Below are 16,443 nucleotides of genomic sequence, written 5' to 3' on the forward strand. Positions count from 1 at the left end.
AAAGCGACAGCATTCATTTCGTTCTGCAACATTCCGGTTGAACCTCGGTACTGATCCGGCGCGTCCGTCGCACCCTATGTCTATCGTGTGGATAACCGGTTAATCGAAAAAGCGGCCAAAAAAACGGCTCAAATCCTGGCTTTAGGCTGCGCAGGCGTTAACCCTATGTTTAAACTTTTACGCATTCGCCCGGATTGGAGTTTTCTTTACCGAACCCGGTAGATACGATGAAACTGGGTTATAACGGGCTTTGCGAACGGGGCTTTCCCTGCCAGTTTCGGCTGGCACTGCGGCATTGGTACAGGGTAGTAGCGGCATGGCGAAGAGACCGACGACCTCGAAGCACCTCGATGGCGATGCCGCGAAGGAACTCGAGGATGCGCTGAACAACGATCCCACCGGCACCGGCGATCTCGACATCGCCGCGTCCATGGAGGATCTGGAGGCGCAGATATCGCGGGCGGCCGAGGAGTTGTCGCGCGAGAGCCGCGAGATGGATTCTGGACCGGTCAAGGCCGCGTCGCAATCCGAGGCCGCCGACATCGAACGCGCGGAGGACGTCAAGCCCCATTCGTCGCTCGGCCTGCGCCCGGTCGACGCGCCGCAGCCGGCCTTCACGGCCGCCAATGACGACAGCGTCCGCGATACGCGGCTGATGCTGCAGAGCCTGTCGCGCCGCTCGTCATCGGCGATCTACTGGACCGTCGCCCTGCTGTCGCTGCTATGGATCGCCGGCGGCGTTGCGCTCGGCTACCTGCTGGTCGATCCGGAAATTCTTGCCCAGCCGTCGATTGCCGCCATACTCGAGCAGCCGGTCGTGCTGCTCGTCGCCGTCATCACGCTGACGCCGCTCATCCTGTTCTGGGGCTTTGCCGTCATGGTCCGCCGCGCCCAGGACATGCGCCTGGCCGCGCAAGGCATGGCCGAGGTGGCCGCCCGCCTCGCCGAGCCGGAGAATCTCGCGCAGGGCCGCGTGCTCACCGTCGGCCAGGCGGTGCGGCGCGAGGTCGCTGCTATGGGCGAAGGCATCGAGCGCACGCTGGCGCGCGCCGTCGAGCTTGAGACGCTTGTCCACACCGAAGTGAACCAGCTCGAGCGTTCCTATTCCGAGAACGAGGCGCGCATCCGCGCGCTCGTCGACGGCCTGGGCAGCGAGCGCGAGGCGGTGGTCGGCCATGCCGAGCGCGTGCGCGCCTCGATCACCGGCGCCAACGAGACGCTGAAGGAGCAGCTGAGTTCGGCAAGCGACGCCATCCGCGACAGCATTCTCGGCGCGTCGACAAAACTGTCGATGACCATCAACAATTCCGGCGATGCGCTGATCGACCGTATCAACGACAGCGGCAGCTCCATCTTCGAGTCGATCGGCAGCCGGCTGGACGCGCTGAGCGAGCGCATCACCACCTCGGGCGAGGCCTTCGCCAGCCTGCTCGACACCCGCATCGCCACCCTCAAGCAGACGTCGGAGGATGCGACGCGCTCGCTGAGCGACCTGCTCGACGAGCGGACGTCGGGCATGGTCTCGCTGCTCGGCGATGCCGCCCGCACCCTCAACGAGGAGTTCGACACCAGCCTGAAGGGCATCGAGCGCACCTTGGCCGAGCGCGGCCAGAGCCTGATCAGCGAATTCCAGACGCGGGCAGAGGCGCTCGACACGGGAACGGAGAAGCTGAACGCCGCCCTGGAGGCACGCGCCCGCCAGATCAACGACACGCTGGTCGAGCGCGCCACCGAGATCGCCGCCACCTTCACAGGCGGGCGCCAGCAGCTCGCCGACCTCATCGACGAGAACAAGAGCAAGCTGAACGCCGACATGGCCGAGATGGTGACCTCCACCTCGACCATGCTGGAGGCGCATGCGGTGGACTTCGCCGGCCGGCTGGAAGACGCCCGCTCCATGGCGGCGCAGGCCTTCGACGCCGACCTCGGCAGGCTGACCACGGCGCGCCAGGGCATAGAGGACGTCATCGACGAGCATGCGCGCAAGATCACCGAGAGCGGCGAGCGCATGGCCGGCGTGCTGCGCGCCGACCTTGAACGCTTCACAGCCGACCGCGACGAGATCGAGCAAGCGGTCGACGCCCAGGTCCGCAAGATGGCGGAGGGCCGCGAGACGCTTGCCAAGGCGGTCGAGGAGGACCTGCGCAGGCTGGACGAGTCGCGCACCCTCATCGACCTTTCGCTCGGCGAGCAGCTGCGCAAGATCGCCGAAGGCCGCGAAGGCCTCGAGCGGGCGTTGCACGAGGACGCCGAGAAGCTGGCCCAGAGCCGCACCAGCATCGACGAGATGGTGACCTCGCACGTCGCCAAGCTGAGCGAGGGACGCAACATCCTGTCGCGTGCACTCGAGGCGGACTCCTCGGTAATCGACGGCATGGTCGCCGCGCAGCTGGAAAAGTTCGCGGACGGTCGCAATGCGCTGTCGCAAGCCTTTGAAAAGGATTTGGAACGGCTGGAGACCATCGTCACCACCCAGACCGCCCGCATCGCCGATACGCGCGGCGCGCTGAGCCGGGCGCTCGACGAGGACGTCGGCAGCCTGGAAGCCACCATCTCGACGCAGATCGACCGGATCGACGCCAGCCGCAAGGGCCTGATCGAGGCGCTGCGCAGTGATCTCGGCGGTGTCGAGGCGACGGTTGCCGAGCAGATCGCCAAGATCGCCGAGGGCGGGCGGGCGCTGACCCAATCGCTGCATGGCGAGTTCGAGGGCATCGAGCATCTGGTGGGCGGCCAGATCGAACGCATCACCGAAAGCCGTCAGGCGCTCAGCCGGGCGCTGGAAAGCGACGTCGAGACCATCGACGGTCTGGTCGTCAGTCAGGCCGAAAAGATCGAAGGCGGCCGCAGCGTTCTGTCCAAGGCGCTGGAAGCCGATCTCGCCAACATTGACGCCATGGTCGCCAACCATCTCGACAAGCTGTCCGAGGGCCGGCGCATCCTGTCGCGCGCGCTCGAAACCGAGATGGCCGACATCGAAGGCATGCTGTCGGGCCAGTCCGGACGGCTGGCGGAAGGCCGCGAGGCGCTGAGCCAGGCCTTCGCCTCGGACATGAGCACCATCGACGAAATGGTCGCCACGCATGTGAACAAGCTTGTCGAGGGCCGTAGCCTGCTCACCGCCGCGCTGGAGAGCGACATCGCCCGGATGCATGCCGCCGGCGACGTTCAGGCCCAGAAATTCGCCGAGGGCCGCGACGTGCTGTCGAAGCGGCTGGCCGACGACCTTGCCAAGCTCGACGAAAGCCGCGCCGGCATCGACGGTCTCGTCGCCGCCCAGGTCGAGAAGCTGGCGGAGGGCCGCGACATCCTCAGGCGCGCACTGGAAGCGGACCTGGCAAGATTGTCCGACAGCAGGGCCGAGATCGACGGCATTGCCGACAGCCATATCCAGAAGCTGGCCGAGGGCCGCGAGATGATCAAGCAGGCGCTTGAAGCCGACCTCGCGAAACTTTCCGAAAGCCGCACGGAGATCGACGGCATCGCCGCCGCCCATGTCGAAAAACTCGGCGAAGGCCGCGAGATGCTCAAGCAGGCGCTTGAGGCCGACCTCGCCAAGCTGTCCGAAAGCCGCGCCGAGATCAACGGTATTGCCGCCGGGCATATCGAAATGCTCGGCGAAGGCCGTGAGATGCTCAAGCAGGCGCTGGAGGCGGATCTCGCCAAGCTGGCGGAGAGCCGCGCCGGCATCGACGGGCTTGTCGCCGCGCAGGTGGAGAAGCTGGCCGAAGGCCGCGACATCCTGAAGCGCGCGCTGGAAGCCGACCTGGCGAAGCTTTCGGAAAGCCGCGCGGAGATCGACGGCCTGGCGACCAGCCATATCGAGAAGCTCGGCGAAGGCCGTGAAATCCTGAAACAGGCGCTCGAAGCCGACCTGGCTAAGCTTTCGGAGAGCCGCACGGAGATCGATGGCATCGCCGCCGCCCATGTCGAAAAACTCGGCGAAGGCCGCGAGATGCTCAAGCAGGCGCTCGAGGCGGATCTGGCCAAGCTGGCGGAGAGCCGGGCCGGCATCGACGGGCTCGTCGCCGCTCAGGTCGAGAAGCTGGCCGAGGGCCGCGACATCCTCAGGAGGGCGCTGGACGCCGATTTCCAGAAGCTTGTGGAGAGCCGTGCCGAGATCACCGGCATCGCCCAGGATCATGTCCGGGCACTGGCCGAAGGCCGCGAAGTGCTGAAGCAGGCGCTGCAGGACGACCTTGGCCGGGTGCTGGAGAGCCGCGCCGAGATCGACCACATCGCCGCCAGTCATCTGGACAAGCTCGCCGAGGGCCGCGAGATGCTGAAGCGCGCGCTCGAGGCCGACCTCGCGGTCGTGCAGGAGAGCCGCGCCACGATCGACGGCATCGTCGTCGACCAGGTCGAGAAGTTCACCGAGGGCCGCGACCGGCTCACGCGCGCGCTGGAGGAGGATCTGGCCAAGGTCCAGGACGCACGCGGCGAGATCGACCGGCTGGTCGCCTCGCATTTCGACAAGCTGTCGGAAGGGCGCGACGCCCTGAAGCTGGCGCTCGAAGCCGACCTTGACAAGCTGGCGGAAGCCCGCAGCGCGGTGGACGGTCTCGTCCAGGCGCAGGTGGACCGCATCGCCGAGGGCCGCACCACCCTCGCCGAGGCCCTGGAAGCCGACCTCACCAGGGTCGCGTCGGCACGCGAAGGGCTCGACAGCATGATCGTCGGCCATGTCGCCAAGCTGGCGGAAGGCCGCAGCCTGCTGTCGCGGGCGCTCGAAGCCGATCTCAACAAGGTCGGTGAAAGCCGCGACGTGCTCGACGAGATCGTCGGCAAGCAGCTCGACCGCATCTCCGAAGGCCGCGACATGCTGGCCCGCGCCATCGAGACCGACATGTCCGGTCTGGAGACGATCATCCGCGACCAGATCGCCAAGGTCGCCGACGGCCGCGAGATGCTGTCGCGCGCCCTCGAACAGGACATGGCGAGCATCGGCGGCATGGTCGACGGCCAGGTTGAAAAGCTGGCGGAAACCCGCAACGCCCTCACCGAGGCGCTGCGCGGCGACCTGGAGACGGTGGACCAGCTCATTGCCGGTCAGACCGAAAAGCTCGCACAGGCGCGCGGCACGCTGACGGACGCCCTGCGCGGCGATCTCGCCATGGTCGATCAGGCGATCGCCGGCCAGGCGGACAAGCTGGCCGAGGGCCGCGATGTCCTCGCCCGCACGCTTGCCGACGATCTGACAAAGCTGTCCGAAAGCCGCGCCGGCATCGACGCGCTGGTCGCCGCGCAGGTGGAGAAGCTGGCCCAGGGCCGCGACATCCTGCGGCGCGCGCTGGAAAGCGATCTGTCCAGGCTGGGCGACGCACGCGGCGACCTCGACCGTCTCGTCGAGGCGCATGTCGCGAAGCTGGCGGAAAGCCGCGAAACGCTGAAGCAGGCGCTGCAAGCCGATCTCGCCGAGATCAGCGACACCCGGTCGGGCGTCGACCGCGCCATCGAGATGCATGCCGGCAAGCTGGCGGAAGGCCGGACCCTGCTCGAGCGGGCGCTCGACGACGATCTGGCGAAGCTCGCCGAAGCCCGGGATGCCCTCGATCAGCTCGTGCAGTCGCAGGCGGCGACCATCACCGAACGCCGCGGCGTGCTCGCCGAAGCGCTCGAAGCCGACCTCCGCAAGGTCGCCGACAGCCGCGCGGGTATCGACGCGATGGTTGTGGACCATCTCGGCAGACTGGCCGAGGGCCGCCAGAGCTTTGCGCAGGCGCTCGACACCGATTTGGAGAAGCTGGTCGACGCACGCCGCACCATCGACCTCGAAATCTCCGCGCATATCGACAGCATCGCCGGCAAGCGCGAGCTCATCTCGCAGGCGATCGCCGCCGATGTCGAGAAGATCGGCGAGGCATTCGACCGCCAGACCGGGGTCATCGAGGAGCGTACCGGCACGATGCAGCGGGCGCTTTCGGCCGGCGTCGAAAACGTGCGCGTGGCGCTGGAAGGCAGCGCCGTGGCCGTGGCCACCTCGCTGCGCGACAAGGTGATGGAGATCACCGCGGCGTTGCAGAAGGAGGCCGGCGACGTCTTCACCGATGCGGACCGCCGCATCGCCGAGCGCGCCGAGGAGACCTCGGCCGCGCTGCTCGCCCGGGCGAACGACATCGCCGACGTGTTCGCGCAGACCGACCAGCGCCTCCTCGCCCGCACTGGCGAGACCGCCGACACGCTGTCGGCGCGCGCCGCCGAGATCGTGCAGAGCTTCGCCCAGAGCGATCGCCAGCTGGTCGAGCGGGCGATGGCGACGGCCGAGACGCTTGCCGCCCGCGCCGCCGAGATCGGCCAGAGTTTCGACAAGGCCGACGGCACCCTCTCCCAGCGGATCGCCGAATCGGCCGAGGCTCTCAACGCCCGGACCGCGGAGATCGGACGCCTGTTCGAGAACGTCGACGAGCGCATCGTGCTGGGCTTCGCCAAGGGCGCCGAGACGCTGGATGCGCGCACCGGCGAGATCGGGGCGCTGCTCGAGACGGCCGACCGCAAGTTCGCCGAGCGTATCGAGAACGGCGCGCAGGCGTTCGGGGCGCGCGCCACGGAGCTGGTGCAGGTGTTCGAGAACGCCGACCAGCGTCTCACCGCCCGTGTCGGCGAGACGGCCGGCCAGTTGGCGGCGCGCGCCAGCGAGATCGGCCGCATCTTCCACGATACGGACGAGCGGCTCGCCGCCCGCGTCGAGAAAAGCGCCGACATGCTGGCCGGCCGAGCCGACCAGTTCGAAAAAGTGTTCGAGGCCGCAGACCAGCGCATCGCCTCGCGGGTGGACCAGACGGCCGAGTCCCTGGCGGCCCGCGCCGTCGAACTCGGCAGCGTCTTCGAGACCGCCGAGGAGCGTATCGCGGCCCGTACGAACGCCGCCGCCGACGCGCTGTCGGCGCGTGCCGTGGAGATGGGCGAGGTGTTCAAGGAAGCCGACGAGCGGTTCGCCGCCCGCGTCGGCGAGAGCGCCTCGGTGATCGCCGCGCGCGCCGAGGAAGCGGCAAGCGCGTTCTCCTCAGCGGAGGAGCGGATCGGCGCCCGTGTCGCCCAGTCGTCCAAGGAGCTGGAAATCCGTGCCCGCCGGATCGAGCAGGCGTTGTCGGCCGCCGACCAGCGCGTCATGTCCGGCGCCGAGGCGGCAGCCGCGCATGTCGATGCGAAGCTGTCGGATGCGGAGAGCCGGCTCGCCGGCAGCGCGGAGGCGGCCGCCGGCCGCGTCGGCGCCGCCCTGGCCGACGTCGAAGGCCGCATGACCGCGAGCGCCGAGGAACTCGGCCGCAGGATCGGCGAGCATGTGACCAGCGCCGAGGAGCAATTGGTGTCGCGCGCCGGCATCGTCGCCGACACCTTCTCCTCTGTCGGCAAGCATATCGGCGACAGCACCAACGACGCGGCGCGTGCCATCGCCGCCAGCACCCGCGAGCTCAACACGCTGATGGCGGAACGCTCCGCCGAGATCACGCGCGTGCTCGACGAGACGGCGCGGCCGATCGCCGACAAGCTCGGCGCCGCCCATGCCGAACTCGAAAAGACCGTCGAGGAAGCTTCGGAGCGCGCCGCCGAGAAGCTGCGCGCCGAGAACGCAGCACTTGCCGAGGCGCTGGCCAGCCGCACGGCCGAGACGCTGGCCGCGGTCGACGGCGCCCGCGGCAGCCTCGCCACCGGCGTCAACGAGCTGATCGGGCGCATGTCGACGTCGAGCGCCAAGCTCGGCAAGCTGATCGAGACGGCGGCGGAAAACCTGTCGAAGGTGGAAACCGATCTCGGCAGCACGACCGAGCGCTTCGCCGCCTCCACCGAGAAGGCCGCGCTCACCTTCGCCAGTTCGGCCCGGCTGGTGGAATCCAACACCAGCCGCCTCACCGAACTGTCGTCCGGCACGCTGCGCGAGGTTGCCTCGATCGCCACCCGCTTCGAGGAGCACAGCCGCCTTCTCACCAGCGCGTCGCAACTGCTGAGCTCGGCCCAGAGCAATCTCGAGCACACGCTGGAGCGGCAGTCGGCACTGGAGGACCTCGCGGTCGGCCTGGTCAAGAAATCGGAGGATCTCGAGACCATCATGAAGTCGTTCGAGAACCTGGTCGGTGGCGCGCTCGACAAGGCCGAGGGCCGCACGCGCGAGTCGACGGACAAGATCCGCGCCGCCATCACCGACGTGGTCGAATCCGCCACCAAGCGTTTCGCCGACGCCACCGAGGAGATGCGCCGCACGGCAAGCGCCATCAAGGGCGATCTCGACGCCACCCGCGCGGAGCTCAAGAAGGGCGTGCTCGATATGCCGCAGGAGGCCAAGGAATCGACCACCGCGATCCGCCGCGCCGTCGGCGAGCAGATCAAGGCTCTGAAGGAACTGTCCGACATCGTTGCCAAATCCGGCCGCACCGTCGACGTTTCCGACAAGTCGTCGCCGGCCCCTCGCCGGCTCGTGCCGCCGGCACCAGCGGCAGAGCGCAAGCCGGAGCCGAAGGTCGATCCCGCACCCTCGCGCGATGAAGACACAAGGCCGAAGACGGGCTGGGTGCGCGACCTCCTGAGCGGCGCGGCGCGCGCCGAGAACGAGGACGGCGAGGTCGCGCTGCAGCCCCGCCCCGCCGAGCGCAAGGGCTCGCCGGTCGCCGCCTCGCTCGGCTCGCTCACCGTCGATATCGCCCGGGCGATCGACCAGGATGCGGCGCTGGAGCTGTGGGCCCGCCACCGGCGCGGCGAACGCGACGTGTTCACCCGCCGCCTCTACACGCTGAAGGGGCAGCAGACCTTCGACGAGATCCGCCGCAAGTATCAGGCCGACCGCGACTTCCAGGCGGCCGTCGACCGCTACTGCGAGGATTTCGAGAAGCTGCTCAAGGACATCTCGCGCAACGACCGCGACGGGCGGCTGGAGCAGACCTATCTCGCCTCCGACACAGGCAAGGTCTACACCATGCTCGCCCACGCGGCCGGCCGGCTGCGCTGAGCAGCGTCGTGAATCAATGGTTGGGGGTAACCCACCTCCCCGACCGTGCCTAACGAGGATCGGACGGATTGCGCTACGACTGACGTCGTCGGCTGGCCGAGGGCCGGCGACGCTCCGGGTCAGCTTCCCGGCGCCCGCACCGCTTCGGTCGCGTCGATGGCCAGCCTCACTCGCGAGTCGCGATCGTAGACGTCGTCGAAATATTCGACCGTGCCGGCAGGCGTCGGCCAGGCGGTGAAATAGGCGACATAGACCGGCACCTTGGGGGTCTTCTCCATGGAATGCCCCTGCTTCAGCTTTGCGGCGACATGATCGACCGAGGTGCCCAGCACCGCGGCGGCCATGCCGCGCGGGTCCTGCAGCCGGATGCAGCCGTGGCTGAAGGCGCGGCCGTCGCGCTCGAACAGATGTTTCACCGGCGTGTCGTGCATGTAGATGGCATGCTCGTTGGGAAACAGGATCTTCAGCTCGCCGAGCGCATTGGCTTCGCTCGGCGTCTGCCGGATCGTGTAGGGGACGTTCGCGCCGTAACGCCACCAGTTTACCGAAGAGGACGGGATGCGCTTGCCCTTGCCGTTGAACACTTCGTAGCCGGCGCGATCGAGACAGCCCGGATCCCGGCGCAGGCGCGGCAGCATCTCGTTGACGATGATCGACTGCGGCACGCCCCAGTAGGGATTGTAGTCGACCTGCTCGATCTCGTCGTAGAAGAAGCTCGTCTGCGTCGCCGCCGCGCCGATGACGACGCGCGTCTTCAGCGTCTCCGTTTCACCGTCGATATAGGCAGCGGTGAAGGCGGGCTGGTTGATGAAGACGCGCGGACTGCCGAGCTGCGAGGGCAGCCAGCGCAATTGCTCCAGCGCGATCTTGACCTTGTCGATCCGCTCGGCCTTCGACGTTCCGACGAGGGCCCGGACGGTCCTCGGGCCGACGACGCCGTCGGGCTTGAGGCCGGCGCGCTGCTGGGCGGCCTTGATCACCGGCACCAGGTCGCCGGCATAGACCTCGCTTGCGGCGAGCCGAGCCAAGGTCTCGCGATCCTCGCCGCCCAGGGCGCCTGCATCGCGCGCGATCAGCGCTAGCAGCTTCGGCAGCTCCGGGCTTGACTGGCCGGGCTTGAGCAGCAGCCCGGGATCGACCGACACCGTATCGTCCTGCACCGTCTCGAGCGCCTTCAGCTCCGCTTGCAGCGCACGGTATTGCGGGTTCCGGGGATGCCGGGTTTCGAGATAGGCGCGCGGTGCGTTCGTCCGTGCCAGGATTGTGAGCACGCCGGCGAGATTGAGCGGCTTGGCCGGAAAGTCGTGGTAGCCGGAAATGCGATTGGGATCGATGCGTCCCCGCGTGGCGTCGCGGACATAGCGAAGTGCGCGCGCCGACAGCGCCATCTCGAAGCGGATGAGGTCGCGGCGACGTCCGACCGGTTCGGCCGACAGTGGGAAGCCGACCTGGTAGTCGGCGGGATCGAGGCCGTGCCCGGCCGCCTCGGAAAGCACGCTCAGCGTCTCGAAGGCGCGCGCGTTGGGCTCGGTCCCGTCGATCCAGATGAAGCTCCGGTTTTCGGCATAGTAGGAAGAAAGCGCGGCGGCGATGTCTTTTTCGGCGAGCAGCTCGAACTCATCCAGGCCGGCAAGCGCCTCGTCGAACCGCAAGCCTGTCGCGGCGGCTTCGTGGGAGATCGAAACGATCGGCGTAGCCACATGGGTGAGCGACGAAAAATCGACTGCCACCAGCGGCTCGGCCTTGTAGGTATAGTAGCTCGGCGCACTGATCTGCGGCGCCGCTTTTGCCTTGCGCAGGGAGGCGGCCTGGCGCCGGTTTTTGGCTTTCTGGACCGTCTTCGTTTCGTTCCGAAGCCGCTTGGCGGGAGGATTTGCAGGGAATTCCTGCTGGCGGGCTTGCCTCGAACCCCCGCCGAACAGTCTTTCGAAGAAACCTTGCGCGCTGGCTTCGGGCACGCCGACGGACAGACTAAGCGCCAATGCGGTCAGCGACACGAACGATGTCCATCCCGGCCTAGACGTCATCGCTCCCCCCAATGCTGGCTCGCTGCCCGACCCGCACGATAGCACAGGCGCCACCCAGGATTGCACCCTGTTGTCCCGCCTGTCGGTCGACGATAGCAAGTCATCCCGCCGAGGTTAAGATAGCGTGAACCGCAATCGGCCGGCACGGGTCGGCGCCGCCGATCCGTACCGCCTTTCCCGTGCGTCAGCACCGGACTCGAGGAATTCGCTCAGAACACCACGAAGTCGGCGTTGGTGAGCGAAAGACCGGGCGTCAGATTGGCGAACTGTATGCCCGTGAAGTCAGTCCCGCTGCCGTCGGCATCGTAGAACAGCGCGCCGGTAAGCGTGTCGTAGACGATGCGGGTGGCGGCTTCCGTCGCCACGCCGGTGTCGTTGATCAGCAGCGCCGCGGCTGCAAGCCGCCCTATCGGTCCCGCCGCCGCGAAGATCGCGGCATCGAGCCGGATCGTGTCGTCGGCGACGTTGAAGTCGGTGATGGTGTCGACATTGTCGGGACCGAGTGCCGTCGAGAAGACGAAACCGTCCTTGCCGCCAAGTCCGGTGAGCGTGTCGTTGCCGGCCTTGCCGTCGAGCCGGTTGGCACCGGCGTTGCCGACGATGATCTGCCCTTTCTCGTTTCCGGTCAGATCGATGTTGGAGAGGCCGGTCGAGCCATTGGTCGTCAGCTTTTCGATGTAGGCGCCGCTTGCCAGCGCATAATCCACCGCGGCGGCGACATGATCGATGCCACCGCCCGGCGAATCCTCGCGCACCACGTCCGCCGCGTCGTAGACCCTGTATGTGTCGTTGCCGGCGAGGCCGCGCATCAGGTCGCCGCCGCCCTTGGACGACAGGATGTTCGCGCCGGAATTGCCGATGATCTCCTGGTAGAAGCTGTTGCCGGTCAGGTTGATCCGGCTGGTACCGATCGAACCGTTGGTGGTCAGCAACTCGATCTCGCTTTCGGGCAGCAGCTCGTAGCTGACCCTGGCCATGACTCGATCGAAGCCTTCGCCCGAACCCTCCACCGCCAGGTCGCCGGCGTTGTCGACGATGTAGAAATCGTCGCCGCGACCGCCGAGCATGAGATCGGCGCCGGCGCCGCCGTCGAGCCGGTCGTTTCCGTCCAGCCCGAGGAGTTGGTTCTGGTTCGCATTGCCGACGATCAGGTTGCCCAGTTCGTTGCCGACGCCGATGATCGCCGCCCCGGCAAGGGTAAGGTTCTCGAAATGAGCGCCCAGGCGGAAATCGACGGAGCTGATCACCAGGTCGGTGCCGGCGCCATCCTCCTCATTGAGCATGTCGTAGATGTTGTCGACGACGTAGGTGTCGTCGCCGTCGCCGCCATCCATGATGTCGATGCCGGGCCCGCCGTCGAGAAGGTCATTGCCCGAGCCACCGGACAGGTTGTCCGAGCCGCTGCCGCCGAAAATGGTGTCGTTGCCGGCACCGCCCTCGATCGTGTCGGCTTCCGACCCGCCGTCGAGCAGGTCGTCGCCGTCGTCGCCATCCAGCGTGTCGATGCCGGCACCACCCTGCAGGACATCGTCGCCCGCGCCGCCGTCGAGCAGGTCGCGCCCGGCTCCCCCATAGAGCGCGTCATCGAGGGCGCCGCCGGTCAGCGTGTCGTTGCCGGAGCCGGCATGGAACTCGATGCGCTCGATCTCGGTGAGGATGATCCGTTCAGCGATGTAGTTGACGTAATAGGGATCGGTCAGGTCGAGCTGCAGCGCGATGGACCAGTCAGAGCGGTCGACGAAGGCGAAATCGACGCCCGCGCCGCCGACCAGAGCGTCGATATCGCATCCGCACTCGAGGCCGGTGAGGCTGAACAACTGGTCGTCGCCGTCGCCGCCATCGAGCAGGTCGGCACCGGCGCCGCCGTCCAGGATGTCGTTGCCCGCGCCGCCGTCGAGGGCGTCGTCCCCGTCACCACCGTTCAGGGTGTCGTCATCCTCGTCCCCATAGACGTAATCGTCACCGGCGCCGCCGGCCAGAATATCGTTGCCGTCGCCGCCATAGATGTCGTCGTCCCCGTCACCGCCGTCCAGCGTGTCGTTGCCTGAACCGCCGTCGATGTCGTCGAGCCCGTCACCGCCGTTCAGGATGTCGTTTCCTGTGCCGCCAGTAATCATGTCGTCGCCGCCGCCGCCGTCCACGGCCGCGGTACTGTCGAAAGTGGAGATGTCGTCGTCCGAGTCCGAGCCGAAGAACGAATGACTGTCGGTGCCGAACAGGATCCGCAGCGCCTCCGTCGACGAAGTCGTCAGCCCGGCCAGGACATCGAGCAGCGATCGGTCAAGGCCGGTGGCGGCAACGATCAGATTGCCGGACAGGTCGAGCACGTTGAAGCCGGTGATGCTGCCCCCGGCCGGATCCGTGCCCGAATAGGAGAAGTCGCTGCCGGTCAGTTGGAAGACATAGCCGGAAGTGCTGCCGACAATCTCGTAGGTCGTCGCGTCGGCAACGCCGACAACGAAGATGGCATCGAGCATATCCTCCAGCGCCGGGTTGAATGCCTGAAAATCGGTGTTGGTGATCGTGCCCATGCGGCCCCCCTTTGTCCCATCCCGCTCTCTCCATCGCACACAGCTTAACTATGGACAATCACAAACAATGCATCGCGACGACCTTATCGTGGAAGAACAAGCAGAGTTGAACGATGATCTTCGCCGCCATGCCCGACCTGCCGCACATGGCCGGCAAGATAAGTTCCCCCGACATGCCTGCATGCTCTTCCGATCACCGGCTCTTACAGGTTGGTGCATTCTTTGTTCGCCCCGCGCCCATTCCTTCCTTCGGAACGGTTTCGCCCGACGATACATTGCATTAGGTTGCCGCCGAGCCGGCCTGACCGGCGCACCCGGAATGACCTGACCAGATGCCTGCCTGGAAGACCTGTGCCCGCCTGTCGATGTCCATCGCCGCCTGCCTCGCGGCGTCCGGCTGCGCGCGGATGTATGACGGCACCATCGTTCCCGCCTATACCGCTCAGATGGTTTCCGACGGCATGCCTCGCCTGGAGACGCGCAGGACCGACCTCGAGGCGCCCAGCCGGCTCGTCGAGTTTCCGCCGACGCCGCAACCAGTCGCTTCCGACGACGGGCCGCCGCCACGGGTTTCCGCGCCGCGCCGCCAGCCCGGACGGCTCCTGCCGCGCATGAAGGCCGACACGCCGCGCAGCGTGCAGTGCCGCAACGAGGCGGCGGCCGACGGACGCATCCGCGTGGTCTGCCTGTAGCCTGGAGAGTCACGAGCCTGTCATGCTGCTCGCCTATAGCAGGATCGTTCCTGCCTGACCGTGGATGTATCGGCAGGTTGGGGACGCCCCAGAGAAGGTCGGGTTCCCCGGCCTTTTTTTGTTGCCGCCCGCTCGCCGGCCAAGAAATCCGCCCGAAGGGACCGCGTCGAATCGGTGTGCGCGACGAACTCGACGTTTGTCGCTCGCGCATTCCGCCGGAAACCGGTTCCCGCTTCCGGGCGAATGCCATGGCATTCCACTCACCGGGTCGAGAGCCACGTCGCGGGCCTCATCGGCGCGGCTGTCGGCGGAGTCGTCCGGCACGCCGATCAGCCGAGGACGGGGCAGTTCCGCTCGCGGCCGAAGGCTATGTGGACCCGCTGGCCGAAGCGGTCGCGTCCGCGGACCTCGATGACCCGGCGGTTGGCCCCGACGATGCGGGCACGCCGGATGCCCATCCGTTCCGCCTTGTCCAGCGCCCGGTCCTCCGTGCAGAAACGCCGCCGCTCGCGGCGCCAGTCGTCGCGGCGCCCCTCGTCGTCGCGCCAGTCTTCGCGTCGGCATCGCTCATAGCGCGGGTTGCAATCGTCGCGCAGCCGCATGCGTGATCCGTCCGGCCCGATCTCGAGCTCGATTCCCTGCGCGCCGGCCGGGACCGTCGTGGCCGGCAGCGCGCCAAGGCCCGCCAGCATCGCCACGGCGGCGAAAATCGCCAAGTTCTTCATGATGTTCTCCCGTCCTCCTCGCACCGTCGCGCCAAATGCGCGTATTTGGCATCGGCCCAGTCTTTGGCTTTTTTGCGGTATGACTTCGCACGCCGTTGACCGCCGGCATACCTGCCGCGACGTGAAGGATTCGGGCCGTCCGGTTTCTTAAAAAGAATTTTGATTCGCCCGATTTTTGCTGTAGAGCGCTGGCGGATACTTGCGGAGGAAGACCGTGAACGAAGAGCAGACGTCAAAGCTGGAATTGACCGTGTCGATCGTGTCGGCCTATGTGTCGAAGAACAGCGTGCCGATGGCCAACCTCGCCGATCTTGTTGCCAGTGTACACAGCTCCCTCGACAAATTGGCAGACAGGCCGGCACCCGAGAGCGTGCCGCTTACCCCTGCCGTGCCGATCAAGAAGTCTGTGACGCCCGACTACATCGTCTCTCTCGAGGACGGCCGCAAGTTCAAGTCGCTGAAGCGGCATCTCGCCACGCAGTACGGCATGACGCCGGAACAGTACCGTGCGAAATGGAACCTGCCGGCCGATTATCCGATGGTCGCTCCCAACTACGCCACGACGCGCTCGACCCTGGCCAAATCGATGGGCCTTGGCCGCAAGGCGGAAGCCCCGGCGCCGCGCAAGACCCGCGGCCGGCCGCGCAAGGCCAAGGGCTGACGACCCTCTTCGCCGCCCAGCTCGGCGCCGGTGGCGGCAGCCGTGACGTGGTCGAGGCAGTGCGTGCTTGACGCTGAGATGCGCGCCCGGTAGGCCACCACGCGACCAGATCCTCACGAGGCTCCTCCACTAATGGAAATCTTCACGGCCGCCGGTTTTTCCGCCTTGCTGCAGGTCATCGCCATCGACCTGGTGCTTGCCGGCGACAATGCCATCGTGATCGGCCTGGCGGCGGCCGGCCTGCCCGCGGATCAGCGCAAGAAAGCCATCCTCGTCGGCATCATCGCGGCCACCGTGCTGCGCATCGTCTTCGCGCTGATCACCCAGCAGCTCCTGCAGATCGGACCGATCCTGCTCATCGGCGGCGGCATCCTGCTGCTCTATGTCTGCTGGAAGATGTGGCGCGAGCTCAGGACCACGCACGAGGAAGAGCACGAGGCGACCGAGGCGCTCTCCGATACCGACTACGACAAGAGCGGCGCGGTCGCCAGCGGCGCGCGGCGCAAGACCTTCGCCCAGGCCGCCTGGCAGATCGTCATTGCCGACGTGTCGATGTCGCTCGACAACGTGCTGGCGGTGGCCGGCGCCGCGATGGACCACCCGACGGTGCTGATCATCGGGCTGGCGCTCTCCATCGCGCTGATGGGCTTCGCCGCCTCCTTCATCGCGCGGCTGCTGCATAAATATCGCTGGATCGCCTATATCGGCCTGCTGGTCATCCTCTACGTGGCGATCGAGATGACGCTGAAGGGCGCCTACGGGCAATGGCCGGAGCAGCTTTCGGTTCTGGGCGCCTGGTTCGGTGCGCCGGGCGCCGCCGGCCACTGAGGCGGCGGGACGCCGCGTCGCGGTTTTCCTGCAGGCGG

At 67.1% G+C, this 16,443-nt stretch carries 7 protein-coding genes; 4 read left to right on the plus strand and 3 right to left on the minus strand.

Translation table 11 applies throughout. The features are described from left to right. Nucleotides 1-316: 316 nt before the first annotated feature. A complete protein-coding gene (locus C7I84_RS05115) occupies nt 317-8,941 on the plus strand; it encodes a hypothetical protein (protein WP_106771082.1) in 8,625 nt (2,874 codons plus the stop codon). A gap of 119 nt (nt 8,942-9,060) precedes the next feature. Here the strand turns inward: C7I84_RS05115 and C7I84_RS05120 are convergent, their stop codons facing one another. Then, nucleotides 9,061-10,938 carry a L,D-transpeptidase family protein gene (locus tag C7I84_RS05120; protein ID WP_425351298.1) on the minus strand — a complete coding sequence of 626 codons (1,878 nt, stop codon included), beginning with the start codon at nt 10,936-10,938 and terminating at the stop codon, nt 9,061-9,063. Nucleotides 10,939-11,177: 239 nt separating this feature from the next. Then, entirely contained in the window at nt 11,178-13,499 is a 2,322-nt protein-coding gene (locus C7I84_RS29505) for a calcium-binding protein (protein ID WP_120785111.1), read from the minus strand. 332 nt (nt 13,500-13,831) lie between these two features. Here C7I84_RS29505 and C7I84_RS05130 point away from each other — a divergent pair, with 332 nt between their 5' ends. After that, on the plus strand, nt 13,832-14,191 hold the full coding sequence (locus C7I84_RS05130) for a hypothetical protein (RefSeq protein ID WP_133170059.1): 360 nt from the start codon (nt 13,832-13,834) through the stop codon (nt 14,189-14,191). 329 nt (nt 14,192-14,520) lie between these two features. Here the strand turns inward: C7I84_RS05130 and C7I84_RS05135 are convergent, their stop codons facing one another. After that, nucleotides 14,521-14,916, minus strand: a complete 396-nt coding sequence (locus C7I84_RS05135; RefSeq protein WP_106771085.1) for a hypothetical protein — start codon at nt 14,914-14,916, stop codon at nt 14,521-14,523. 214 nt (nt 14,917-15,130) lie between these two features. On the opposite strand from C7I84_RS05135, the gene C7I84_RS05140 reads away from it, so the two are divergent. Next, a complete protein-coding gene (locus C7I84_RS05140) occupies nt 15,131-15,577 on the plus strand; it encodes a Ros/MucR family transcriptional regulator (protein WP_106771086.1) in 447 nt (148 codons plus the stop codon). 132 nt (nt 15,578-15,709) lie between these two features. Next, nucleotides 15,710-16,405 (plus strand): TerC family protein, encoded by a 696-nt coding sequence (locus C7I84_RS05145; RefSeq protein ID WP_106771087.1) that lies wholly within the window; start codon nt 15,710-15,712, stop codon nt 16,403-16,405. Nucleotides 16,406-16,443: the final 38 nt, after the last annotated feature.

The organism is Kumtagia ephedrae (assembly GCF_003012745.1).
GTDB classification, from domain to species: domain Bacteria; phylum Pseudomonadota; class Alphaproteobacteria; order Rhizobiales; family Rhizobiaceae; genus Kumtagia; species Kumtagia ephedrae.

What these genes read in the sequence shown, in the direction of transcription:
- C7I84_RS05130 (WP_133170059.1), top strand. Translation starts at nt 13,832, where the DNA reads ATGCCTGCCTGGAAGACCTGTGCCCGCCTGTCGATGTCCATCGCCGCC.
- C7I84_RS05145 (WP_106771087.1), top strand. Translation starts at nt 15,710, where the DNA reads ATGGAAATCTTCACGGCCGCCGGTTTTTCCGCCTTGCTGCAGGTCATC.
- C7I84_RS05115 (WP_106771082.1), top strand. Translation starts at nt 317, where the DNA reads ATGGCGAAGAGACCGACGACCTCGAAGCACCTCGATGGCGATGCCGCG.
- C7I84_RS29505 (WP_120785111.1), bottom strand. Translation starts at nt 13,499, where the DNA reads ATGGGCACGATCACCAACACCGATTTTCAGGCATTCAACCCGGCGCTG.
- C7I84_RS05135 (WP_106771085.1), bottom strand. Translation starts at nt 14,916, where the DNA reads ATGAAGAACTTGGCGATTTTCGCCGCCGTGGCGATGCTGGCGGGCCTT.